Source organism: Burkholderia pyrrocinia, from assembly GCF_003330765.1.
GTDB classification, from domain to species: Bacteria; Pseudomonadota; Gammaproteobacteria; order Burkholderiales; family Burkholderiaceae; genus Burkholderia; species Burkholderia pyrrocinia_B.
The window spans coordinates 1,391,702-1,415,812 of the sequence record NZ_CP024903.1; the positions used below are offsets into that span (position 1 = coordinate 1,391,702).

A 24,111-nucleotide genomic window follows, 5' to 3' on the forward strand; every position below is an offset into this window, starting at 1 on the left:
TTATCGGAGCGGGCGCGCATCACAGCACCCGCGACAGAAATGCGCGCGTGCGCGGATGCGACGGCGCGTCGAGCACGACGGCCGGCGGCCCGGCCTCGACGATGCGCCCGCGCTCCATGAACAGCACGTTGTCCGCGACTTCGCGTGCGAAGCCGATCTCGTGCGTGACGATCACGAGCGTCGTGCCCGAGCGCGCGAGTTCCTTGATCACGTCGAGCACCTCGTTGACGAGCTCGGGATCGAGCGCCGACGTCGGCTCGTCGAACAGCAGCACCTTCGGACGCAGCGCGAGCGCCCGCGCAATCGCGACGCGCTGCTGCTGGCCGCCTGACAGCTGGCGCGGGTATGCATCGGCTTTATCCGCGAGGCCGACGCGCGCGAGCAGCGTGCGGGCGGTGCGCTCGGCGGCGTCGCGCGTCACGCCGCCGACGGCGACCGGCGCCTCGATCAGGTTCTCGAGCACCGTCAGGTGCGGGAACAGGTTGAAGTTCTGGAACACCATCCCGACGGCCGTGCGCCGCTTCAGCACGTCGCGCTCCTTCAGCTCGTAGAGCACGTCGCCGTCGCGGCGATAGCCGATCAGTTCGCCGTCGATGTCGATGAAGCCGTCGTCGACGCGTTCGAGATGGTTGATCGTGCGCAGCAGCGTCGACTTGCCCGAGCCCGACGGCCCGACGATCGCGGTCACGCTGCCGCGCGGCGCGACGAACGACACGTTGTCGAGTACGCGCTGCGTGCCGAACTGTTTCGACACGCCATGTACGGCGACTTCGCCGCCCACACGCGGCGTAGCGGCGGCAACGCTATCGATATCGCCTTCGGCCTGCGCGATCGACGCCGCGTTGCGGGCCGTCGCACGCCGCCACAGCGCGCCGATGCGCGCGAGCGCGAAAGTAAGCGCGGATGGCGGCGGATTGCGCAGCGCGCCGCGTGCATAGTGCCGCTCGACCTGCACCTGGATCGCCGACAGCACGGTCAGGATGATCAGGTACCAGACGGTGGCGACCATCAGCAGCGGAATCACTTCGAGATTGCGGCGATAAATCACCTGCACCGTGTAGAACAGCTCCGGCATCGCGAGCACGTACACCATCGACGTGCCTTTCGCGAGCGAGATCAGGTCGTTGAACGCGGTCGGCAGGATCGCGCGCATCGCCTGCGGCAGCACGATCCGCGCGGTCTGGCGGCCGCGCGGCAGCCCGAGCGCAGCGGCCGCTTCGAGCTGCCCCTGGTCGACCGCGAGAATGCCGCCGCGGATCACCTCCGCGGAAAACGCCGCGTGGTTCAGCGAGAGGCCGAGCACGGCCGCGAGGAACGGGCTGATCAGGTCGGTCGTCGGCGCTTCGAACCACACGATGTCGGTGAACGGCACGCCGAGCCGCACGTGCTCGTACAGGTAGCCGAGGTTGTTCAGGATCAGCAGCAGCACGATCAGCGGAATCGAGCGAAACAGCCACACGAAGGTCCACGCGCTCGCGGCGAGCAGGCGCGAACGCGACAGCCGGGCCAGCGCGACGAACGCGCCGAGCACGAAGCCGAACACCGCGCCGAGCAACGTCAGCACCAGCGTGCGCGCGAGCCCCGACAGCACCGGCGGCGACAGGAACCATTCGGCGAACACCGGCCAGCCCCATTGCGGGTTGCCGAGGATCGAATGCAGCGCGATCGCGATCAGCACGACCGCAAGCACGGTGCCGGCCGTGCGCGACCGGTGGCGCGCGGGCACGATCCGGAAACGCGTGCCGGGCGCGCGCGCGCCGGGGGAAGAGAGCGGCGGCAGCGCGCCGCCGAGATGGGTCGTGTCGCTCATGTCGTTGGAAGTCCTCGAATCGGTCGGGGGCGCCGCGCACGGGCGGCGCGGTGGCGTCAGGCGTGCGCTTCGGCCGCCGGTTCCTGCGCGGCGCCGGGCGCCGCGTGGCGGCTCGCCTTGCGCGGCAGGCCGAGGTGGTCGCGCAGCGTGGCGCCGGGCAGGTCGCGGCTGTAGCGGCCGCGCGCCTCGAGCGCCGGAATCACGAGTTCGACGAAATCGTCGACACCCTGCGCCTGCACCGGAAAGCCGAGGATGAAGCCGTCGCCGGCGCCCGCGTCGTGCCAGCGGATCAACTCGTCGGCGACATGCTCGGCCGTGCCGATGAAGTTCGGGCGCGGCGTCGCGACCGCGAGCGCCGTCTCGCGCAGCGACAGGCCTTTCTGCTTCGCGTCGGCCTTGATCCGGTCGGTGGTCGAGCGGAAGCTGTTGCGGCCGAGGTCGCCGAGTTCCGGGAACGGCGCGTCGAGCGCGTACTGCGTGAAATCGTGGTGATCGAAATAGCGGCCGAGATACGCGAGCGCCTCGTCGATTGTCAGCAGGTCGCGGATCACCTGGTATTTGTCTTCCGCCTCGGCGGCCGTGCGGCCGACGATCGGACCGACACCGGGGAAGATCTTCACGTCGCCGGCTTGCCGCCCGTGCTCGATCGCGCTCTGCTTCACGCGCCGCGTGAATGCGGCCGTCTCGTCGAGCGACGGCGAATGCGTGAACACCGCGTCCGCGTACTTGCCCGCGAGCCCGATGCCGGTGTCGGACGAGCCGGCCTGGAAGATCACCGGCTGCCCCTGCGGCGAGCGCTGGATGTTGAGCGGGCCCGCGACCTGGAAGAAACGGCCGTGGTGATCGAGCGTGTGGAGCTTGTCGCGATCGAAGAAGCGGCCGGTCGCGCGGTCGCGCACGAACGCGTCGTCGTCCCAGCTGTCCCACAGGCCCTGCACGACGTCGAGGTATTCGTCGGCGATCTCGTAGCGCAGTTCGTGATCGGGATGCGCCTTGCCGAAATTCTTCGCGGTGCCTTCGAGCGGCGTCGTCACGACGTTCCAGCCTGCGCGCCCGCCGCTGATCGTGTCGAGCGACGCGAGCTGGCGCGCGACCGTGAACGGCTCGCTGTACGACGTCGAGATCGTGCCCGCGAGCCCGATCTTCTTCGTCGCGGCCGCGAGCGCCGACAGCACGGTCAGCGGCTCGAAGCGGTTCAGGAAGTGCGGGATCGACTTCTCGTTGATGTAGAGGCCGTCCGCGACGAACGCGAACGCGATGCCGGCGGCTTCCGCCTTGCGCGCGATGCCGATCGCGAAGTCGAGGTTGATGCTCGCGTCCGGCGGGTTGCTCGGGTGCCGCCAGGCGTTCATATGGCTGCCTGCGCCTTGCAGCATCAGGCCGAAGGGAATCGATCGTCGGGTCGTCATGGTAGCGTCACGCGTTCTGGTCAGGGGAAAGGGAGCGGTCGGCCGCGAGGGCCGCATGCAATGGCGTCGCCGACAGCGCGCCGCCGAGCCATTCGGCCGATGCGAGCCGCGCCGCGTAGTCGGTCACCGGCGAATCGATCACGAATGCGTCGACGTCGAGCCGCCGGCTCAGCGCATCGAGCGCGCGGTGCACGCGCTCGGGCGTATCGGCCAGCACCGTCGGGCGCAGCTCGTCGATCCGGTAGTCGGACGCGCCGCTTTGCCGCGCGAATTCGGCAGCCGCGTGCGCGCTGGCGAGGTTGAAACTCTGGCCGCCCGCGAACTGCAGCTTGAAGATCTTCAGCGGCCCGATCAGTTGCTCGGCCTCGTCGCGCGTCGGCGCGGCCACCGCGTACAGCGCGACGAGCGGGCGTGTGCCGCCCGCGCTGCGGTACGCGTCCAGCGAGCGTTCGAGATTCGCGTCGTCGCCGTTGAAATGCCCCGCGTAGCAGAAGCGCCAGCCGTTGCGCGCGGCAAGCGCGCCGCTGTCCGGCGAGCCGCCGAGCAGGATGCGTTCGGGCGGTTGCGGCGGCACCGGCATCGCGACCGCGCCGGCGAGCGGATGATCTTCGGCGACGCCCCAGCCGAGAAACGCGTCGAGCTCCGCGAGCTGGCCCGCGAAGTCGGGCTTGCGCGCCTTGTCGTGGAACCACTGCAGCGCGCGCGTGGTCAGCGGCAATCCGCCAGGCGCCTTGCCGATGCCGAGATCGACGCGGCCCGGCGCGAGCGCGGCCAGCAGCTTGAACGACTCGGCGACCTTGAACGGGCTGTAGTGCTGCAGCATCACGCCGCCCGAGCCGACGCGGATGCGCGACGTGTGCGCGAGCAGGTGCGCGACGACGATCTCCGGCGCCGAGCTCGCGAAGCCCGGCGTGCCGTGATGCTCGGCGACCCAGAAGCGTTCGTAGCCGAGTTGTTCGGCGCGCTGCGCGAGTGTCGTGGTGAAGCGCAGCGCGTCGGCGGCGTTCGCGCCGTCCGCGATCGGACTCTTGTCCAGCAACGAAAGCGAATAAGACATGGTGAGCGGCGTTCCTGCGGGTGGCGTGGAGGGTGGGTGGGCAGGCCGCGGCGCTCAGCTCTTCGGCAGCCCCGGCGGATTCGTGCGTGACTGGTCGATCGCTTCGGATGCGAGGTTCCAGCGATCGAGCACCTGCTGGTAGCGGCCGTTCCTGATCAGCCCGTTCAGCGCGACGGTCAGCGGATCGGCGAGCCCGCTGCCCCGGCGCGTCGCGATCGCGATGTCGGCCGTGCGCGGCCAGCCGCCGCTGATCGCGCCGACGAGCCGCGTCTTGCCTTGCTGCGCGCTCTGGTACGCGAGCACCGAGTTCACGCTGAACACGACATCGGCGCGGCCCGACTGCACGGCAACGATGCGCATCGCCTGGTCGTCGTAGTACTGGATCTGCACGGGCTTCAGCCCGTGCGCGACGTTCTCGCGGTCCCACGCGAGCAGGATCTTTTCCTGGTTGGTGCCGGCGTCGGTCACGATGCGCAGCCCCGCGACATCCTTCGGCTCGCGGATCGCCTGGATCTTGCTGTCGTTGCGCACGTAGAAGCCGACCTGGTCCTTGCGGTAGCTCGAGAAATCGAACTTCTGCTTGCGCTCTTCGGTGACGGTGACGTTCGAGATCACCGCGTCGACTTTCCCCGATTCGAGCGCGAGCGGCCAGTCGGCCCACGCGAGCGCGACGATCTTCAGCTTGCGGCCGAGACTGTCGGACACGAGCTGGCCGACATCGGCGTCGAAGCCGATCACCGTGCGCGCGTCGGTCGCATACGAGCTGATCGGCGGCAGGCTCGGCGCGATGCCGATCGTCAGCGTGCCGGGTTCGGCGAATTTGAACGACGCGGGCACCGCGTGCTCGACCGCCGCATCGGCCGCGCCGCGCGGGCGGCCGCGCTGTTCGGGGCTCAGGTCGAAGGTCGCGGCGGCCGCGGCGAAAGCGGTCAGGCCGACCAGCGCGGCGGCCAGCGTGCGCACGGCACGGGAAGAAAGCGGTACGGCTCGTTGCATGAAAACGTCCTGTCGAGGAAAGCGGAAACGGGAGGAGCGGGACAGCCGTGCGCTCAGCGCGGCAACACCGGTTCGGGCACGGGCGCCCACAGGTCGGCAAGCGTCGACGTGCGCGACGGATCGGCGAGATCCTTGCCGAACCGCAGGTGGAAATACGCTTCGGGGTCGATCGACGAATCGAACAGCCGCGTGTAGCCGGTGCGGTCGTACAGCGCCCACGCTTCGGGCTGGCGAAAACCGGTGGTCAGGTAGATGCGGCGATAGCCCTGTTGCGCGGCGCGCAGCTCGAGCGCCTCGACGATGCGCCGCGCGAGCCCCTGGCGGCGCAGGTCGGCATGGGTCCAGATGCGTTTGAGTTCGGCCGTCTGCGCGTCGTAGCGCTTGAACGCGCCGCCGCCGATCGTTTCGCCGTCGCGCAGCAGCAGCACGAACGCGCCTTCGGGCGGCGCGAACTGCTCGGCCGGGTAGCGTGCGAGTTCGTCGCGCGCCGACGCGCGGCTGTCGGGGCGATACGCATCGTAGCGCGTCGCGTATTCGTCGATCAGCGCGTCGATCAGCGGCAGTGCGCGGACGTCGAGCGGTGTCGTATCGATGAGGCGGTCGTTCGTGGCCATGGGCATCGCGTAGGGCGCGCGATGCGGACGTGCTGTCGGGCGCGGGCACGCGGCCCGTCGGCGCTATTCCGTTATCGCGGCGCGGTTGTCGTGATGACGGCGGCCGGCGCGCATCCTGCGACGCGCGCGGCGGGCCGCCGCCGTTTCAACTACGTTAGCGGGGCGGCGCGCGAAGGCGAACGAAGCAATTTCGATAAGGATTTCGTGAAGAACGTCAGAAGGCTTGCAGGGGGAGTGGGGTGGGGTGTCCGGGTTGGGGGCGCACGTGTCGACGCTCGGGCTTCAAGCATGCGCGATGTCGAACGGCGCGTACCTACGCTGCCCGCACTTCGGCCAGCAGATACGGATGACGGTCGAGTATCTTGAGCAGCTTCACCAGGGCCAGCGGCGGGTTCGTCTTGCCGGTCTCGTAGCGAGAGAACGCATTGATGCCGCCGCCGAAGAGTTCGGCCGCCTCGCGTTGATCCAGCATCAGCTTCTTGCGGACCTTCAGAATGAACTTCGGATCGACAAGACTCGCGTTCACCTGTTTGTTGAATTCGCTTGCCGCCTCGCCGAGCCGGGTCGCTTCGTCGAGATCCAGCACGGACTCTCCGCAGGCCGGACAGAAATCGCCCGTGATGCCGCGGATGACCGTCGATCGACCCTTGTAGGTATAGGGGATGTCGCGCGTGTCGCGGACCAGCTTGGCAGCACCGCATGCAGGGCACTTCATGTTCAACGCTCCTTGAAAGACACGATCAGCACATCGTCGATCACCGTCAGCTTCAGGTACACGTCGCCATGCACGGTACGAGTCTGATAGACGTCCTGCCAGATCGTGTGGTCGGCGTAGGTCGTCATGCTCTTGTGGAAATCGACGGCACTCAGCGACATCACGACCCCGATCGCCTCCCTTTCCGTGAAACCCAGTTGCCGCGCGCCCAGTACGGCACTCGCGGTCAGGCGGACGTTGCCGGTCTCGACGAGTGCCTTGACCCGGGACAGCTTGCAATGAGGCGTTCCTTTTTCCATCTGCGATATTAACCAAAAGGGTTTATTTGTCAAGTTGGTTAATGGCGCACGCATGCCGTCCGCCACGACAGGCAGACAGCATGAGGAAGCGAGAAATCCGGATTAGGCCTTCAGGCCGATGCTCGGCGCCGCGGTCGGCTCCGCGAGCTGGAACAGGCAATCGCCGCGCCGCACCTGCGCGGGCACGCGCTTGCACACCACTTCGCCGTCGCCGTTGAACCGGTGCAGCACCGGTTCGCGCAACGGCGTATCGGGGAAATGCACCCACGCGGCCGGCTGCCCGGCCTTCACCTGGTCGCCGAGTTCGACGAGCGGCTCATACAACCCGCGCTCGTATGCGTAGACGAAATGGCGGTCGCCGTCGACGCGCATGAAGCGCGTGACGGTCGGTGGCGCGTCGGGCACGAGCGCGCCGCGCAGCAGGCCGATATAGCCGAGGTAGTACAGCAGCCCGTGACGGCCGAGCCGGATCAGCGACGGATCGGCCATGCCCGCGCCGCCGAGTTCGGTCACGATCGAGATCGCGCCTTGCCGGCGCGCGGCCGACGCGGAGTGCACGGGATTCGGCGCATGCAGCAGCGCATTCTGCAACCCGAATGCGACCAGCAGCCCGTTGAGTTTCGCGGCTTCGTCGGCGTCGAGCGGATCGATCGCGAGCATGTTGCCGCCGTGGTAAAGCAGCGAACTGCCGCCCGAATGCAGGTCGACCAGGTACTGCGCGCGCGACAGCAGCGCATGCTCGATGTAGTGGGCGATCATCTGCGTCGGCGTGCCCGCCGGATCGCCGGGGAAACTGCGATTCAGGTTGCCCTCGTCGAGCGGCGACACGCGCAGCCCTGCATCCGCCGCCGGGAAATTCGCCATCGGCAGCAGGATCAACTGCCCGCTGACCATCTCAGGCTCGATCTCGCGCATCAACTGCGACACGATGATCTGGCCTTCGTATTCATCGCCGTGGTTGCCGGCCATCACGAGCGCGACCGGGCCGTCGCCGTTGCGGATCGACGCGATCGGAATCGGCAGCCAGCCGTACGCCGAGCGGTGCACGGAATGCGGCAGCCGCAGGTAGCCCGCGTGCTTGCCTTGCGCGTCGAGATCGATTTCGCAGTGGATGGGATTTCGGTGTGACGAGGAGGCGGTCATGGCGGCATCGTGCGATGAACGGAATTCGCCATCTTATCGGGAAACAGCGGCCGCGCGCCGCGCCGGGGGCGCGCGATGCCGAACTCCGTCAACCGGCGTGCGCGTGGATGCGCATGGGCGAGCGGTTGTTCCGATACGCGAGGCCGCGCGATGTTGCATCGGTGAACGCATGCCGGCGCGCCGGCCGGCCGCATTCGTGCGTCATGTTTCGCGCCGATCCCTTGCCGCGACAGGGTCGGCGCTCGCGGCCGGCTTACCGGCCCGATGTTTCAGCTTCGAGACGTCCTTCTTCCCACAGTGCCCAGAAACGGCTGCCGGCGCGATACGGATTCGCGCGCCGCGTGCCGTGATCGGCGACACCCTGGCGATACGCGCCGTACAGCGTCAGCGGCGGATTGTCGACGCACGCGGCTTCGCGGGCGGCCGGCATGCGGCGCTCGGAAACGAGCCGCCGGATCAGCGACTCGCCGTCGATCACGTCCAGTTCGTCGATGATTTCGCTGCGGCTGAGGACTTCGACGGTATTCATGTTGGGCCTCCCTGACAACCTGTTTCCCTGACAGGGAGCAATAAGAGTGCCAGCGATGAAAAGCCCTGCGCGGCACCGATCGTGCGGGCTTCTGCGCCCAACGTGATGCGTGGCGAACGGCGATGTTACGGAACACGTCACGTGACATGCGAGCGCGCGGCGCCACGTGCGAACACGCAAAGCGTTTCGGAATTGAATCGTCGGGAGGAGGCGGCCGGTAGGGGAAAGACGGATGCGCGGCCGGCGCGCGACGCGTCGGGTCAGCTCGCGGTGGCCGGCGCCATCCGGCGGCTGCCGCTCGAATAGAAGCAGTAGATCCCCTTGCCGGCCGACTTCGCGTCGTACAGCGCGCTGTCGGCCTGCCGGATCAGTTCGTCGGGGGAACCGTGCCCGTCGTCGAGCGCGATGCCGATGCTGATCCCGAAGCTGACGGTCGCGCCGAGCGACAGCGTGTACGGCGCCGAGATCTGCCGGATGATCCGCGCGGCGAGGATCGAACACGCGTGCATCGTGGTGTCGTCGATCGCGACGACGAACTCGTCGCCGCCGATGCGCGCGGCAAGCGCGCCGGGCGGCAGCGTCTTGCCGAGCTGCTCGGCGACCTGCGTGAGCACTTCGTCGCCGGCCTGGTGGCCGAACCGGTCGTTGATCGCCTTGAAGCCGTCGAGGTCGAGATACATGACGGCGAGCGCGGGGCCCGGCAGGCGCGACCGGCGCGCGAGCATCCGCCTGAGCTCGGCATGCAACTCGTGGCGGTTCGGCAAACCGGTCAGCGCGTCGTGCCGCGCGAGGTGCCGGATGTGCTGCTCGGTCTGGCGGCGCGCGGTGACGTCCTCGACGATGATCACCGCGTTGCCGTCCGGCACGCGGTGGCGCGTCAGTTCGAGCTGGCGTCCGTCGGCGAGCGTGATGTCGAGCGGCCCGGGTTCGTCGCGGTTCAGCCAGATATCGCACTGCACGGCGAGACCGGCGCCGCCGGGATCGGTCTCGGCGTTCGCGCCGAGCGCCGCGATGACGGCGGGCAGCGGCGTATCGAGCATGATCTCGCGCGGCGAGCCGAACAGCTGCGCGGTGCGCCGGTTCGCGACGATCACGCGGCTCTCGCCGTCGATCATGCACAGGCCGTGCGGCATATAGGTGAGTGCGGCGTCGAAGCGTGCGACGAGTTCGGCGTTGCGCTGGCGCGCGGCGATCAGCGCGACGAGCACGCGGTAGTGGCGCTGGACGACCGTGCGCATGGCCGCGAGATAGATCGCGAGCGGCGGCAGCAGCAGCCACGCGCCCGGGCGGTGGGCCAGCAGCGCGCCGACGCCGATCGGCAGCACGCCGAGTGCGACCTGCGTCATCGCGAGCCGCGGCAGCGCCGAATTGCGCGACGCGATCCCGCCGAACACGCCGCCCGCGACCATCACCGACAGCGTACCGAGCTCGACATCCGCGGCTTGCACGCAGCCCATCACGCCGAGGCCGAGCACGAAGCATGCGACGAGCGACACGGGCGCATAGCGCATTGCCCAGTATTCGGCGTGGTCGTCGCCGGCGTCGCGTCGCACCGCGTAGGCACGCGCGACCAAGAGCCGCGCGGCGAGCAGGCCGATGTCGACGATGAGCCACACGAGGCACCAGAGCTGCTGCAGCCGGATCAGCGCGACGGCCGCGACGAAGCCGCTCGCGAGCCCGGATAGCGCCATCGGGCGGACGTCTTCGAACAGGGTAACGAGCATCGACGGGCGCAGCGCGGCCGTCACGCGGTGGTTGCCGGAGGGAGGAGTGGCGAGAACGGAGTGCAGGAGAGATGCCCTGACTGCCATGGTTTTTGACCTCGACACGATGTCGCGATGGCTGGCGGCGCTCGCACGGCACATGGCGGAAGCACCGGCACGCCGGATGCGCACGACATTACCATGAAATACGGGTGGTGCGGGGCGCCCGCACGCATGCACGGGCAGGCCGGCAGCACCGGGCGCAGCGCCGGCCGGTAGTCGTAAACCACGCCCGTGAAAGTCTTGCGCATTCGATGGTGCGAAGGCAGCATCGTTGCGAACGGAACGATATCCGGCACGCTGCGACCGGCCGCCGCAGCCCGGCTGAATCCCGTTATAAGGAATTCAATAAGTATTTCATGCGAGAAATACTATAGGCGATATATCTAAAACAATGCCAGAATGCGCGCCGCTCCGAACGTCGCGACACCCGATCGCCGTCCGAGCCGCATCAGGAGGTTCCCCCAATGAAAAACCACGGCCTGTCACGGCGGGGTTTTCTGAAAGCCAGCGTGCTGGCGGGCGTCGCAGTGTATGTCGCGCCCCTGGGCAGCCGCGCGTTCGCGGCGCTCTTCGAAGAAAAACTCCTCACCCCCGTCAAATGGGATAGCGTCACCGGCATCCCCCAATTCCGCATCGATGGCATCGCGAAGGTCACGGGCGCGAAAGTGTTCGCCCGCGACGTCCGCGCGGCCGACATGCCGCACTGGCCGCAGCAGCAGTCGCACGCGCTGATCCTGCGCGTCACGCAGGCCGACCGCACCTACGAAGGCTTCGACCTGTCGCTGCTCGGCGACGACCTGAAACCGGACCGCGTGGTCACGGCCGACGATCTCGTGCGCGACGGCGTCGCGTTCCCGACGTTCTACGGCGACGACATGCTGTTGCCGGCCGGCAAGACGCCCGCGTATCTCGGCCATGCGGTCGCGATCCTCATCTACCACGACTTCGCGCGCTTCCGCTTCGCGAAGAACGCGCTCAAGTTCCGCGACGACGTGATCCGCTACGGTGCGGTCACGGGCCCGCTCGAGCGCGATCCGTGGGGGACCTTCCGCTACGTGCGCGTGGGCGGCAAGACGGCCTACGACGACGACGTCTATTCGAGCCTGAAGGACGCGCCGATCTTCCCGAGCATGATGCGCAAGCACCTGCCGGTGTGGCCGGACGGCAAGGAGCACGGCAAGCTCGACGAGCAGGGCATGTTCCTGGCGGGGCAGATCGCCAGCGAGCTCGACCATCCGACGGCCGACTGGCTCGTGTTCGACCGCGAGTACAACACGCAGTCGGTCGATACTTCCGCGCTCGAGCCCGACAACGCGAACTGCTGGTACGACGCCGCGACGCAGTCGCTGCACCTCGTCGTGCCGACCCAGTCGCCGCTCGAAGTGGCCGAGAACGCGGCCGCGATGGTCGCGAAATGCCGCTTCCCGGTGAAGAAGCTGTTCGTGCATCCGTGCTACACGGTCGGCTACGGTTCCAAGGATCACTTCAACGTGCCGTTCTACGGGCTCGTCTGCGCGCTGTACGCGGACGGCCGCCCGGTGCGTTTCGCGAACGACCGCTACGAGCAGTTCCAGACGTCGCTGAAGCGTCACGCGTTCAAGATGCATTACCGGATCGCGGTCGACCGCAACACGGGCCTGCTGCAGTCGTTCAAGGGCGATTTCGAGGCGAACGGCGGCGGGCGCTCGAACTTCTCGCCGTCGGTGGCGATGGTCGGCGCGACGGCCGCGCAGTCGATCTACTACTTCCCGAAGAGCGACCTTGCCGCGGTCGCGATCGCGTCGCGCGCGATCGACGCCGGTTCCGCGCGCGGCTACGGCACGCTGCAGAGCATGGCCGCGACCGAGATGGCGGTCGACGAGATCGCCGCGCAGTTGAACATCGACCCGATCGATTTCCGGCTGCGCAACGCGCTGCGTTCGGGGATGAAGAACACGCAGGGCGCGATTCCCGCCGGCGCGCTGCGCGTCGACGAAGTGCTGGAACGCGCGAAGCAGCATCCGCTGTGGACGCGCCGTGTCGCGCGCAAGGCCGAATTCGAGGCGGCGAACCCGGGCAAGCGCTATGGCGTCGGTTTCGCATGCGTGCAGAAGGATTTCGGCACGGGCGCGGAAGCGTCGTTCGCGAAGGTCGAGTTCGACGAGCACGGCAAGGTGTCGTTGCAGCACACGGCGGCCGAGATCGGCACCGGGATGTCGACGTCGCAGGCCGTCGCGGTCGCGAAATGGCTCGGCCGTCCGGCGACCGAAGTGCGCGTTGCAGTAACCGAGTGGCCGGACCTGCCGGTCGAGACGAGCGGCGATCCGTACCTGATGTCGCAGGCCGACCAGGATCGCTTGAGCGCGAACCCGCGCTGGTCGCCGAACTATGCGTCGCCGTCGAGCGCGACGAATTCGGCGTATTACTTCACGCACAGCACGCGCGAAGCCGCGCGCGCCGTGTTCCGCTACGGGCTGTGGCCGGCCGCGATGTCGATCTGGACGCGCGGCCTCGGCGGCGGCCAGGCCGCGCCGTACACGATCCGCATCGAGGACGCGCGCTGGGTCGACGGCAAGCTGACCGCCGACGGCCTCGAGCCGCTGACGTTCGAACAGCTCGCGAAGCAGGCGCATGCACTCGGCCTGCCGACCGGCGCCGTCGTGCACGTGTTCAACCGCTGGCAATGGACCGACGCCGAGTTCGACGTGGGCGGCACGGTCGAACGCATGCCGATCGACGGGCTGTCGTTGCGCGTCGGCGCGCCGAAGACGGGCGACGACAACGGCCCGGTGCCGGGCACCGCCGCGCCGGCCGGCGCGACCGCGATGCGCGGCACGCTGCCGCCGACCGCGAACGGCTACCGCGTGCTGGACCGCAAGCGCGTGTTCATCCCGCCGACGAGCCGCAACAACGCGGCCGTCACGTACTACACGGCGGTCGGCACGCTCGTCGAGCTGGCCGTGCACGAAGCGACCGGCAAGGTCGAACTGATCACGCACCACTCGATCATGGAGTGCGGCAACCAGATCTCGCCGCAGCTCGTGTCGGGCCAGCTTCAGGGCGGCCTCGCGATGGGCATCGGCCATGCGTTGCATGAATACCTGCCGCTCTACGAGGACGGCCCCGGCAACGGCACGTGGAACTTCAACCGCTACCAGCTGCCGCGCGCATCCGACGTCGCCGTGTGGTCGCAGACGGGCGACGTGCTGCCGCCGCTGTCCGAGACCGATCCGCCGAAGGGTGTCGCCGAAGTGGTGATGATTCCCGTCGTCGGCGCGATCGTGAACGGCATCGCGCACGCGATCGGCCATCGTTTCACCGACCTGCCGGTGACCCCGCAAAAGATTCAGGAGGTGCTCGCATGACGACCGCCCAAACCGCCGCGTCGGCCGCGAGCGCCAGCGCGGCCGCAACCGGCGCTTCCGCGCCGACCGTGGCTTCCGCCGCCCCGGCCTCGACCCCGGCTGCTGCGCCGGCCGCCGTCGAGCGTCCGCTCGTCCGGTTCCAGCAGAAACCGCTGTCGGTCAATATCAACGGCAAGTCCGTCGGACCGATGCAGGTGCTCGAAGGGCTGATGATGATCGAGTTCCTGCACGAGTACGCCGGCCTCACCGGTTCGCGGCTCGGCTGCGGGCAGGGCATCTGCCACGCCTGCGTCGTGATCGTCGACAAGCCGGACGGCACGAGCGAGGAAATGCGCACCTGCATTACCGGCGCGCACTTCTTCCACGGCCGTTCGATCCGCACGATCGAAGGCCACGCGAAGCGCAACGACGCGGGCGAAGTGGTCGAGCTGTCGCCGATCCAGCAGAAGTTCCTCGAGCACTTCAGCTTCCAGTGCGGCTACTGCACGCCGGGTTTCGTCAATGCGGCGACCGTGCTGATCGAGCGGCTGAAGCGCCAGCCGGTCGCGAAGGCCGACGTCGAACGCACGATCACCGAGGCGCTCGACGCGCACATCTGCCGCTGCACGGGCTACGTCCGCTACTACGAAGCCGTGAAGGACGTGGTGCTGACGACGCCGGGACTCGTGAAGGACGCCGCATGAAACGCACATTCGCCCATCGTGTCGCGCGGGCCGCGGGCTTCCCCGCGCTCGCGGCCGCCTGCGCGCTGCTGCTCGCCGCCTGCGGCGGCCATGACGCGCCGGCCTCGACCGCGGCTTCCGGCGCGCCCGGGGCCGACCCGGTCGCGCGCGGCCGCTACCTCGTCAAGGCTGCCGACTGCGCGGCGTGCCACAGCGCGAAGGACGGCGCGCCGTTCGCCGGCGGCGCGAAGCTCGATTCGCCGTACGGCACGTTCTACGGCTCGAACATCACGCCCGACAAGGATCACGGGATTGGCAACTGGAGCGCGGACGACTTCTACGCCGCGCTGCACGACGGCAAGGCGCCGGCCAAGCGCCTGTATCCGTCGATGCCGTACACGTCGTACCGGCAGCTCACGCGTGCCGACACCGACGCGATGTACGCGTACCTGATGACGGTCAAGCCCGTCGCGCAGGAAAACCGCGCGCACGAGCTGAAGTTCCCGTACAACCTGCGCTTCGGGATGTTCTTCTGGGACATGGTGTTCCTGAAGGACAGCCTGCCCGACGCGTCGACCGGCCAGTCCGCCGACTGGCAGCGCGGCCGCTATCTCGCGAACGCGCTCGGCCACTGCGCGGAATGCCACACGCCGCGCACGTTTACAGGCCAGCTCGACAGCGCGAAGCCGCTCGCGGGCGCCGCGCTCGGCCGCGTGGCCGCGCCGGACATCACGCCGGCGGGCCTTGCCGCGCGCGGCTGGACGGGCACCGACCTGCAGACGTTCTTCGGCGTCGGCATCGCGCCGCAAGGCTCGGCGTTCGGCGAGATGTATCCGGTCGTGCACCTGAGCACGCAGACCATGACGAAGGACGACCTGCGCGCGTTGTCCGTGTACCTGGTCGGCGACACGCCGCCCGTGCCGCAGCCCGTGAAGCCGGTGTCGGCCGACGCCGCGCAGCTCGCGGCCGGCCGCTCGGTGTATCTCGCGGTCTGCGCGGGCTGTCACGGCTTCAATGGCGAAGGCAAGCCGCACGTGGCGGTGCCGATGAACGGCAATTCGACGGTGCGCCAGGGCGACCCGCGCAACCTGCTGGTCGCGATGCTCGACGGCATCGAAGAGCAGAAGTTTGCCGGCTTCGAGAACCTGCAGCCGATGCCGGGCTTCGCGCACACGCTGAGCGACGATGAGCTCGCGCAGCTCGCGAACTACCTGCGCGCGACGTGGGGCGGCCAGCCCGCAAGCGTCACGCCGGCCGACGTGAAGGCCATGCGTTAAGCCGTGCCGCAGGGCGGCGCGTCGCGCGCGATGCGGCCGGTTTCCGGCGCTCGCGCACGATGCGTCGCCCGACCCCGTGGCGGCTCAGTAGCCGCCGCCACCTCCGCCACCTCCGCCGCCACCGCCACCTCCGCTGCCTCCCGAGCCGCCGCCGTACCGGCTCATGCCCGGTCCTTGCGAAGTGCCGCTGCCCGACGACGTACATCCCGCCGACAGCACAAGCACCAGCGCCGCGATCAGCGCCGCGGCCAACGTTGCCGATTTCATTTCAATCTCCTTGCAGCGCGCAGGCCGCAGGAAAGGTCGGTTCGCGTGTGAACCGCGCGTCTGCGCGATGACGAAACGTTTCGGGCGAGCCGGTTATTCCATGCTTTTTGCGTATCGTCGCGCGCGATGGTGCCGGATCGGATGCGCAGCGGGGCGGCTTGGTACACTTCGGCACGCCGCCATTCCGATTACAAAAAACATGAGTGCTACCCTCGAGCGCCCGCCGGGCAAATCGTCGCGTCCGTCCGCCCCTGTCGTGCTCGGCTGCGTGTCGTTCGCCATCGGCGGCCCGCTGGTCGCGGCGCTCGTCTGGCCGGGCGTGATGCTGATCGCATGGTCGTTGATCGACGGCCCGTCATGGGATGTCCTGAAAGTCAGCGCCGGCATGGTGCCGCTGATCTTCTTCGCGTCGTTCGTGTTCGGCTATTTCCTGCCCGCGACGGTGGCGGGCGGCATCATGGGGGCGATCGGCACGCGCATCCGGCGGCGCTGGTTCGTGCTGCTGGGGATGGTCGTGGGTGGCGGTGCGATGACCGGTTACGTGCTGCTCTGCGCGTATCTGATGAATGCCGACAAAGTCGGCGACATCAACGCGATCGCCACGCTCGATGCGATCGTGACGTCGGCCGTGATGTCGCACTGGCTGCATCGGCGGCTCGAACGCCGGCATGGAGTGCGACGCGGTGCGCCATCGGGCGCCTGACCGATGACGCGCATGAACCCGGCGAGCCGAACCGCACCGCACGGCCGCGATTGCGGCCAGCGGCCTGCCATGCTTTTCTTTGCGCGGATGCCGCCGTCGCGGCGGCATCCGGTCAACGATAGACGAGATCGGCGCGGCGGTTCTGCGCCCACGAATCCTCGTCGTGGCCCAGTGCGACCGGCTTTTCCTTGCCGAGGCTGACCGCCTCGAGTTGCGTGGCCTGTACGCCGAGCGTTTCGAGCGCGCCCAACACGGCTTGCGAACGGCGTTGGCCCAGCGCGAGGTTGTATTCGGACGTCCCGCGTTCGTCGGTGTTGCCCTGGATCAGCACGCGCCGCGCCGGATGGCTGCGCAGGTAGTCGGCGTGCGCCTGCAGCAGCGACTGGAATTCGGGCTTCACGGTGTACTGGTCGAAATCGAAGTAGATGCTGCGCTTCGCGAGCGGGCTGTTCGGATTGTTGAGATCGTCGGCCGTCACCGTTGCGACGGCTTCGCTCGAGGGCGTCGGCGCCATGCCGGCGTTCTCGGGTGTTTTCGCCGCGTGGTGGCAACCGGCCAGCAGTGCGAGGGTTGCCAGGACCGCAAATCGGCTCGTTTTGGTCATCGTTCGTCTCCAGCGGTTGACTGCGTTGAAAGCGTGGTGCGTGCCATCTGCACGTACGTATCCGGTCGCAACGGCGCGAAAGTACCGGCTCCATCGGCGTGATGCATGTTCGTAAGCCGGTGGTGCGCCATATGAAAGATTGTTGCGATTGGAACGCCGAATCACGGCGTCGCTGCAAATAGATTAGGAAAAATGTCACAGCGTGACCAGTTTCTCCGCATTTTTTGCGCCGACGCGACAGTCCGGGACGCATTCTTGCTCGGGCTGGCGGCGCGCGATGCACGATGTCACAGCGAACAGGCCGCGCACGGGCGCGGCCTGTTCAGCGTGGGTTGCGACGATCAAGCGACGCTTGGAATGCGTATCGTACTCAGTCGGCGGAGCGGTAAAGCAGTGAAACGCTGCGTCGTCAGAACTTGTGCCGCAGCCCCAGGGCGACGACGACCTGGTTGTTGTTCGCCGAAGGCGTGAGCGTCCAGACTGTCGCGTTGAATGCGGGATTGCCGTTGCCACCGCTTACGCTCTGGTAGACGCCTTCGAGATACGCGTCCGTGCGCTTCGACAGCGCGTAGTCGGCCTGTGCGACGAACTGGTTCCATTTCGGGCGCGTCTGGCCCGTGCTCGTGTCGAAGCGGCCCATCGTGTACGTGTACGCGGCCGCGAGGCTCAAGGCGCGTGTGACGAAGAAGCGCCCGTCGACCGTGAAGTTGTCGAACACCAGCGATTCGCCCTTCAGCGGTGCGATGTTGCCGCCCTGGAGCACGCCCGTCACTCCGTCGGTGGTCGAGTGCGACCAGGCGGCGCCGACCGAATGCGGCCCGAACGCATAACGGCCGGCCGTGGCCCAGATCTGCTGGTTGCCGCCCGTGATCGTCGCCGAGCCGTCGACCGTGTTCAGCGCGCCGTCAGGATTCGGCGAATTGCGGTCGCGGCTGATCTTCAGGTAGCCGGCGCCGAGCTTCAGCGGCCCGTTCGCATACGACAGCCCCGCGCTCCACGCCGCGTTGTTGGCGAACTGGCCGGCCGCGTTCGAGAAACCGAACATCGCGCCGAACGTCAGCCCGCGGTACGTCGGGCTCGTGTATTTCACCGCGTTGTTGATGCGGAGGTTGCGGTTCGAATCGTCGTTGTCGTACGGATGGACCGCGAGGTTGCCGCCCCAGCCGGGGCCGGCCGCGCCGAGCGGCGTCACGAAATCGAGGATCAGGTCGTACTGGCGGCCGAACGTGAGCGTGCCGGTCGTCTTCGAACTCACGCCGATCCATGCCTGGCGGCCAAACAGGTCGACGCCTTTCTGCGACAGCTTGCCGGTGGTGCCCGAGAAACCGTTCTCGAGCGTGAAGACCGCGGCCATCCCGCCACCGAGGTCCTCGCGGCCGCGCAGCCCCCAGCGCGCCGCGTTCAGTGCGCCGCTCGTCATCGCGACACTGCCGCTGCCCGGTGAACCGGCGCCGTGCGTGCGCTGGTTGGTCGCGTAGGTGATCGACGTGTCGATCAGGCCGTACAGCGTCACGCTGCTCTGCGCGTGCGCGATGCCTGGGGCGAAGCCGGTCAGGCATGTGGCAATGACGGCCCCCGCGACTCGAGCGCTGGCGTGCTTGTTAAACTGGTAGGAATGCATAGGAATTTTTATCGTTTTCCCGGCCCGGTGGCCGGCGGGTCGCGCCGGCGCGCTGGCCGACGGATCGAGCGGCCATTATTGGAGATCGTGCGGCGGTCGATTAAGGCGTTGCACAGGAAAGGTTCTCTGCGGAATCGAGCAGAATCGCGGCGCGTCGGGAGCGGGGAGCGAGTGATGCAGGAGGGCGTGCGTCCCGGCGTCGGCGAAGCGTTTCGGTTTCAGTGTGACGCCGCTGCATTTCATCGGGTTCGACCGTTTCGATCCGTACGGGCGCCGTGGCTTTCGCCTTGGCAATGAGTATGGATCGACGGCACGGCCGGAGGCAACGGGAAAATTTACCGCGTGAGCGGCGCCGGGCGTCTGCACACGCATTTTCCGAACGCGACCTGTGGCTACCGGCTGCGAATTCAACCGGTCATTCGACATCGCTGCCCCGATCGATGACAATCCGCTGTCACAGCGCCCACGAGCGCGAAGCTGCCCGAGCGAGAGAGCCCTCAATGACTGGAATATCCATCAGGTCCGCCGATATGGACGATGCGCAGACGATCGCCGATTTTCACGTAAAGGTCTGGAGGCATACCTATCGGGATCTCGCACCGGCGGAAGCGCATGCCGTCCTCGACGAACACTATCGCGGCAAAAAATGGCAGGAAAAGCTGTCGTCGAACGATGACAGCCAGCTTGTACTCATTGCCGAGATCGACAACAGGATCGTCGGAATCGGGGCGGCTGGCGCGCCGTCGGAATCGATATTCGACGGCCGTGGCGAGATCAAATTCCTGTATGTCGATCCCGAATTCAAGCGTCGCGGCATCGGCCGCAAGCTGCTTGCACAACTCGCGACGCATTTGCGAACGTTGCGGTATCAGGGCGCCGCGTTGAGTGTCGTCAAGGGAAACGAGTCTGCGATCGCATTTTATGAGGCGCTGCACGGTCGGGTTGCAGGCGAGTACATCGATCCGGGGCCGATCTGGCGGTCGCAAAACATCGTCATGGTGTGGGACGAACTTGCGAGTCTCGTTTCCTGAGAAAACGCCGCTGCCACATCACGCAAGGCATGCGCGCAGCCACGACGTGAATGCGGTCACGAGTGGCGTTTCGGTCAGCTCATGACGCGTGACGAGATAGTACGCATGACGTGAAGGTACCGTTGCGCTGAACGGCCGCACGAGCGTGCCGTCGATCAGGTCGTCGCGCACGGACAGGCTGTCGCCGAGCGCAACGCCTTGCCCGTGCACCGCGGCTTCGACGCCGATGTGCGCGTTGCCGATTTCGAGGATGCGGATGCCCGGCAACTTGTCGGCATTCGCTTCCGCCAGCCAGCGCATCCACGAGCCCGCATGCTCGCAGAACAGCGTGCGTCCCGCGAGATCCTGCACCTTGCGGATCGCATCGGGCCCGTTCATCAACGCCGGGCTCACGACCGGGAACAGCGCCGGATGCTCGAGCAACTCGACGTGCCGGTTGCGCCAGTTGCCTTCCCCGTAGCGAATGCAGACGTCGACGTCCGGCGAATAGATCTCGCGATCGTCGTTCGACGGAATCACTTTCAGGTGAATACCCGGATAGCGCTCGAGAAAATCGCCGATATGCCGGGCGAGCCAGCGCGACGTCAGCGACAGCGGCGTCGACACGACGAGATCGCCGACGGCGACCGGCGAATCGAGCCTGACGGTGGCGTTCGCGATCATGTCGAACGCGGTGCCGACCGGTTCCAGCAGGGCCTCGCCTTCGGGCGTGAGCTTCACGCGGGCCTTTGATCGGACGAAAAGCGCGATACCGAGCGTGCTTTCGAGAATGCGGATCTGGTGGCTGACTGCGCTCGCGGTCACGTGCAGTTCGTCAGCGGCGGCAGACACGCTGCCGCGCCGGGCGGCGGCTTCGAATGCGCGTAGCGGGTTCAGCGGTGGCAGGCGGTTGCGCATCGGAGGCGACGGTGCTGAGAAAAATTTCATTTAAGCGGATTCAATTTCTCGCTACAACAAAAAAAATTGAATGCCTACAGTGGGGGCAATCCAACCGAGTCGAGGTCGACCGCAATGAGCCTTACCGAACCGATCGAACGCCTGTGGGGCGGCCGCTTCCAGTCGAAACCGTCCGACGCGCTCCTGAACCTGTCCCGCTCCGATCCGAGTTTCTTCCGCCTCGTGCCGTACGATCTGGCCGGTTCCCGCGCGCATGCACGCGAATTGAATCGTGCCGGCATCGTGAACGACGACGAACTCGCGCAACTGCTGGCCGCGATGGACGGCATCGCGCGCGACTACGCGGCCGGCGCGATCGCGCCGTCGCTCGCCGACGAGGACGTGCACACCTTCCTCGAGCGCGTGCTCACGCAGCGGCTGCCGGCGCTCGGCGGCAAGCTGCGCGCCGGGCGCTCGCGCAACGATCAGGCGGCGAACGACCTGCGCCTGTACCTGCGCGACAAGGCGCGCCAGCTCGTGCGCGCCGTGCTCGACCTGCAGGACGCGCTGGTCGGCCAGGCGAGCCGGCACGTGGACACGGTGACCGCCGGATTCACCCACCTGCAGCCCGCGCAGCCGATCGTGTTCGGCCATCAGTTGCTCGCGCACGCGCAGTCGCTGTATCGCGACGCCGACCGTCTGGTCGACTGGGACCGCCGCACCGCGCGCTCGCCGCTCGGCGCGGCCGCGCTCGCCGGTTCGGCGATCTGCGTGCGGCCCGAGCTGTCCGCGCAGGAGCTCGGTTACGACGCGCCGTGCGAGAACTCGATCGACGCCGTGGCCGCACGCGATCACGTTGCCGAATTCACGTTCGTCACGAGCATGCTGGCCGTGAACCTGTCCCGCCTGTCGGAAGAAGTAATCCTGTGGACGTCGCGGCAATTCCGCTGGGTGGAACTCGACGACGGCTATGCGACGGGCAGCTCGATCATGCCGCAGAAGAAGAATCCGGACATCGCGGAACTCACGCGCGGCAAGGCCGGGCGCCTGATCGGCAACCTGACGGGCCTGCTCGCGACGCTGAAGTCGCTGCCGCTCGCATACAACCGCGATCTCGCGGAAGATAAGATCGCCGCGTTCGATGCGATCGACACGCTCGAACTCGTGCTGCCCGCGATGGCGGGGATGATCCGCACGATGCGCGTGAATGTCGACGAGATGCGTCGCCAGGCGCCGCTCGGCTTCACGCTCGCGACCGAGGTCGCGGACTGGCTCGCGCTGACGGGCGTGCCGTTCAGCGAAGCGCACGAGATCACCGGCGCGCTCGTGCGCGCGTGCGAGCGGGACGGTATCGAGCTGGCCGACGCGAGCGCGGAACAGCTGCAGGCCGTCGACACGCGCCTCGCGCCGGCGGTGCGCGCGCATCTGACGCTCGACGCGGCCGTCGCCGCCCGCGGCGGTGCGGGCGGCACGTCGCCCGCGCGCGTGCGCGAGCAGATCGGCCGCCTGAGCGACGCGATCGAACGCCAGGCTGCGTGGGCGGCCGACTACCGGGGGCCGTCATGCTGAGCGCATCCGATTCGCACCGTCTCGACGGCGCACCCGGGCCGGCCAGCGCCGCGGCAGACGATACCGCCGGCCTCGTGCGCGTGCGCCGGCGCTACTGGGGCCGCTATGTCGCGTCGATCGCGATCATTGCCGCGATCGCCTATGTGGCCGCCGCGTTCGCACGCGGACAGATCGAATGGCGCGTCGTCGGCCAGTTCCTGACCGCGCACTCGATCCTGACCGGGCTCGGCAACACGATCGTGATGACCGTCCTCGCGATGACGCTCGGTGTCGTGCTCGGCGTCGTCACCGCGGTGATGCGGCTGTCGTCGAACCCGGTGCTCGGCGCGATGGCACAGGGCTACATCTGGCTGTTCCGCGGTACGCCGGTGATCCTGCAGCTGCTGCTGTGGTTCAACCTCGCGCTGGTGTTTCCGACGCTCGGCATCCCGGGTATCGCCGAATTCCGGACCGTCGACGTGATGACGCCGTTCCTCGCGGCGGTGCTCGGACTCGGCATCAACCAGGGCGCGTATACGTCGGAAGTCGTGCGCGCGGGGCTGCTGTCGGTCGACACCGGCCAGTACGAGGCCGCGAAATCGATCGGCATGGCGCGCCTGCAGGCGCTGCGCCGGATCATCCTGCCGCAGGCGATGCGCGTGATCGTGCCGCCGATCGGCAACGAACTGATCGGCATGGTCAAGCTGACGTCGCTCGCGAGCGTCGTTCAGTACGCGGAGATGCTGCACAACGCGCAGAACATCTACTACGCGAACGCCCGCGTGATCGAGTTGCTGATCGTCGCCGGCATCTGGTATCTCGCGATCGTCACCGTGCTGTCGCTCGCGCAGGCGCGCGTCGAACGGCGCTTCGCGCGCGGCGCAGGCCGGGCGGCGGGCCGCAAATGAACGACACGACCCTCAACCTTCGGGAGAACGTCATGACGAACGCGGTCGTTCGCGCGGTCGACGTGCGCAAGTCGTACGGCGATTTCCAGGCGCTGCATGGCATCACGCTCGACGTCACGCAGGGCGAAGTGCTGTGCATCATCGGGCCGTCGGGCTCGGGCAAGAGCACGTTCCTGCGCTGCATCAACCAGCTCGAGACGATCAGCGCCGGCGCGCTGTGGGTCAACGGCGAACTGGCCGGCTACCGGCGCGCCGGCAACCGGCTCCACGAACTGTCGGAGCGCCAGGTCGCGCGCCAGCGACTGGCGACGAGCATGGTGTTCCAGCGCTTCAACCTGTTTCCGCACAAGACCGCGCTCGAGAACGTGATCGAAGGCCCCGTGCAGGTGCTCAAGCGCCGCCGCGTGCAAGCGGAGGAGGACGCGCGCGCGCTGCTCGCGCGCGTCGGGCTCGCGCACAAGTGCGACGCGTTTCCGGTCGAGCTGTCGGGCGGCCAGCAGCAGCGCGTCGCGATCGCGCGGGCGCTCGCGATGCAGCCGCAACTGATCCTGTTCGACGAGCCGACATCGGCGCTTGACCCGGAACTCGTCGGTGAAGTGCTGGCCGTGATGCGCGATCTCGCGAAGAGCGGGATGACGATGATCGTCGTCACGCATGAACTCGGGTTCGCGCGCGAGGTGGCCGACCGCGTCGTGTTCATGGACGGCGGCCGGATCGTCGAGAGCGGGCCGCCCGACCAGGTGCTGTCCGCGCCGACGCACGCGCGCACGCGCGACTTCATCTCCGCCGTGATTGCTTGAACGGGCCGGGCGCCCCGACCCGCAGCGCCCGATCGATCGAGCCGTCAACGAGACCGGCGCAGCACCCCATTACTCCACCACGACAAGGCGACATCCCTTGACTGCTCCTCTCCCTAAAGGAAGAAGATTCCC

At 67.8% G+C, this 24,111-nt stretch carries 23 protein-coding genes; 8 read left to right on the top strand and 15 right to left on the bottom strand.

Annotated elements, in window-relative coordinates; genetic code table 11:
- Positions 1-19: 19 nt before the first annotated feature.
- The 10 genes from CUJ89_RS38960 to CUJ89_RS23835 form a co-directional block, all read right to left on the bottom strand.
- The gene (locus tag CUJ89_RS38960) at positions 20-1,810 is read right to left on the bottom strand and encodes an amino acid ABC transporter permease/ATP-binding protein (protein ID WP_114179852.1); all 1,791 of its coding nucleotides are present in this window, start codon (positions 1,808-1,810) and stop codon (positions 20-22) included.
- Positions 1,811-1,866: 56 nt separating this feature from the next.
- A complete protein-coding gene (locus CUJ89_RS23795; RefSeq protein ID WP_114179853.1) occupies positions 1,867-3,219 on the bottom strand; it encodes an LLM class flavin-dependent oxidoreductase in 1,353 nt (450 codons plus the stop codon).
- 7 nt (positions 3,220-3,226) lie between these two features.
- A complete protein-coding gene (locus CUJ89_RS23800; protein WP_114179854.1) occupies positions 3,227-4,276 on the bottom strand; it encodes an LLM class flavin-dependent oxidoreductase in 1,050 nt (349 codons plus the stop codon).
- A gap of 54 nt (positions 4,277-4,330) precedes the next feature.
- Entirely contained in the window at positions 4,331-5,272 is a 942-nt protein-coding gene (locus CUJ89_RS23805; RefSeq protein ID WP_114179855.1) for an ABC transporter substrate-binding protein, read from the bottom strand.
- 53 nt (positions 5,273-5,325) lie between these two features.
- Positions 5,326-5,886, bottom strand: coding sequence for a GNAT family N-acetyltransferase (locus CUJ89_RS23810; RefSeq protein ID WP_114179856.1), 561 nt, complete (start codon positions 5,884-5,886; stop codon positions 5,326-5,328).
- Positions 5,887-6,199: 313 nt separating this feature from the next.
- Entirely contained in the window at positions 6,200-6,601 is a 402-nt protein-coding gene (locus CUJ89_RS23815) for a type II toxin-antitoxin system MqsA family antitoxin (protein WP_114179857.1), read from the bottom strand.
- Positions 6,602-6,603: 2 nt separating this feature from the next.
- Positions 6,604-6,900 (bottom strand): type II toxin-antitoxin system MqsR family toxin, encoded by a 297-nt coding sequence (locus tag CUJ89_RS23820; protein WP_114179858.1) that lies wholly within the window; start codon positions 6,898-6,900, stop codon positions 6,604-6,606.
- A gap of 102 nt (positions 6,901-7,002) precedes the next feature.
- Positions 7,003-8,043, bottom strand: a complete 1,041-nt coding sequence (locus tag CUJ89_RS23825) for a succinylglutamate desuccinylase/aspartoacylase family protein (protein WP_114179859.1) — start codon at positions 8,041-8,043, stop codon at positions 7,003-7,005.
- Between the two features lie 253 nt (positions 8,044-8,296).
- On the bottom strand, positions 8,297-8,572 hold the full coding sequence (locus CUJ89_RS23830) for a hypothetical protein (RefSeq protein ID WP_114179860.1): 276 nt from the start codon (positions 8,570-8,572) through the stop codon (positions 8,297-8,299).
- A gap of 260 nt (positions 8,573-8,832) precedes the next feature.
- The gene (locus tag CUJ89_RS23835; protein WP_114179861.1) at positions 8,833-10,383 is read right to left on the bottom strand and encodes a sensor domain-containing diguanylate cyclase; all 1,551 of its coding nucleotides are present in this window, start codon (positions 10,381-10,383) and stop codon (positions 8,833-8,835) included.
- Positions 10,384-10,802: 419 nt separating this feature from the next.
- Here CUJ89_RS23835 and CUJ89_RS23850 point away from each other — a divergent pair, with 419 nt between their 5' ends.
- Genes CUJ89_RS23850 through CUJ89_RS23860 form a run of 3 tightly spaced genes read left to right on the top strand, consistent with a single transcriptional unit; the run spans position 10,803 to position 15,621 of the window.
- A complete protein-coding gene (locus CUJ89_RS23850) occupies positions 10,803-13,682 on the top strand; it encodes a xanthine dehydrogenase family protein molybdopterin-binding subunit (protein ID WP_114179862.1) in 2,880 nt (959 codons plus the stop codon).
- On the top strand, positions 13,679-14,365 hold the full coding sequence (locus CUJ89_RS23855) for a (2Fe-2S)-binding protein (RefSeq protein ID WP_114179863.1): 687 nt from the start codon (positions 13,679-13,681) through the stop codon (positions 14,363-14,365). The genes CUJ89_RS23850 and CUJ89_RS23855 overlap by 4 nt, the downstream gene beginning before the upstream one ends.
- Positions 14,362-15,621: a cytochrome c gene (locus CUJ89_RS23860; RefSeq protein WP_114179864.1), complete on the top strand. Its 1,260-nt coding sequence runs from the start codon at positions 14,362-14,364 to the stop codon at positions 15,619-15,621. Before CUJ89_RS23855 ends, CUJ89_RS23860 begins: the two co-directional genes overlap by 4 nt.
- Positions 15,622-15,705: 84 nt before the next feature.
- Here CUJ89_RS23860 and CUJ89_RS23865 read toward each other — a convergent pair whose 3' ends face one another.
- Positions 15,706-15,888 carry a hypothetical protein gene (locus tag CUJ89_RS23865; RefSeq protein WP_114179865.1) on the bottom strand — a complete coding sequence of 61 codons (183 nt, stop codon included), beginning with the start codon at positions 15,886-15,888 and terminating at the stop codon, positions 15,706-15,708.
- Between the two features lie 199 nt (positions 15,889-16,087).
- Between CUJ89_RS23865 and CUJ89_RS23870 the strand changes: the two genes are divergently transcribed.
- Positions 16,088-16,591 carry a hypothetical protein gene (locus tag CUJ89_RS23870; protein ID WP_114179866.1) on the top strand — a complete coding sequence of 168 codons (504 nt, stop codon included), beginning with the start codon at positions 16,088-16,090 and terminating at the stop codon, positions 16,589-16,591.
- A 112-nt stretch (positions 16,592-16,703) separates the two neighbouring features.
- Here the strand turns inward: CUJ89_RS23870 and pal are convergent, their stop codons facing one another.
- The 3 genes from pal to CUJ89_RS23885 form a co-directional block, all read right to left on the bottom strand.
- Entirely contained in the window at positions 16,704-17,195 is a 492-nt protein-coding gene (gene pal / locus CUJ89_RS23875) for a peptidoglycan-associated lipoprotein Pal (protein ID WP_114179867.1), read from the bottom strand.
- A gap of 195 nt (positions 17,196-17,390) precedes the next feature.
- The gene (locus CUJ89_RS38055) at positions 17,391-17,540 is read right to left on the bottom strand and encodes a hypothetical protein (RefSeq protein WP_161556555.1); all 150 of its coding nucleotides are present in this window, start codon (positions 17,538-17,540) and stop codon (positions 17,391-17,393) included.
- Between the two features lie 64 nt (positions 17,541-17,604).
- A complete protein-coding gene (locus CUJ89_RS23885) occupies positions 17,605-18,816 on the bottom strand; it encodes a porin (protein WP_114179868.1) in 1,212 nt (403 codons plus the stop codon).
- A 530-nt stretch (positions 18,817-19,346) separates the two neighbouring features.
- Between CUJ89_RS23885 and CUJ89_RS23890 the strand changes: the two genes are divergently transcribed.
- Positions 19,347-19,847: a GNAT family N-acetyltransferase gene (locus tag CUJ89_RS23890; protein WP_236655066.1), complete on the top strand. Its 501-nt coding sequence runs from the start codon at positions 19,347-19,349 to the stop codon at positions 19,845-19,847.
- Between the two features lie 18 nt (positions 19,848-19,865).
- On the opposite strand, the gene CUJ89_RS23895 is transcribed toward CUJ89_RS23890, so the two are convergent.
- On the bottom strand, positions 19,866-20,744 hold the full coding sequence (locus CUJ89_RS23895; protein WP_114179870.1) for a LysR substrate-binding domain-containing protein: 879 nt from the start codon (positions 20,742-20,744) through the stop codon (positions 19,866-19,868).
- Positions 20,745-20,858: 114 nt separating this feature from the next.
- On the opposite strand from CUJ89_RS23895, the gene argH reads away from it, so the two are divergent.
- The 3 genes from argH to CUJ89_RS23910 are packed head-to-tail and all read left to right on the top strand — an operon-like array spanning position 20,859 to position 23,979.
- Positions 20,859-22,292, top strand: coding sequence for an argininosuccinate lyase (gene argH / locus CUJ89_RS23900; RefSeq protein ID WP_114179871.1), 1,434 nt, complete (start codon positions 20,859-20,861; stop codon positions 22,290-22,292).
- A complete protein-coding gene (locus CUJ89_RS23905) occupies positions 22,286-23,179 on the top strand; it encodes an amino acid ABC transporter permease (protein ID WP_114179872.1) in 894 nt (297 codons plus the stop codon). The genes argH and CUJ89_RS23905 overlap by 7 nt, the downstream gene beginning before the upstream one ends.
- On the top strand, positions 23,176-23,979 hold the full coding sequence (locus tag CUJ89_RS23910) for an amino acid ABC transporter ATP-binding protein (RefSeq protein ID WP_114179873.1): 804 nt from the start codon (positions 23,176-23,178) through the stop codon (positions 23,977-23,979). Before CUJ89_RS23905 ends, CUJ89_RS23910 begins: the two co-directional genes overlap by 4 nt.
- Positions 23,980-24,111: the final 132 nt, after the last annotated feature.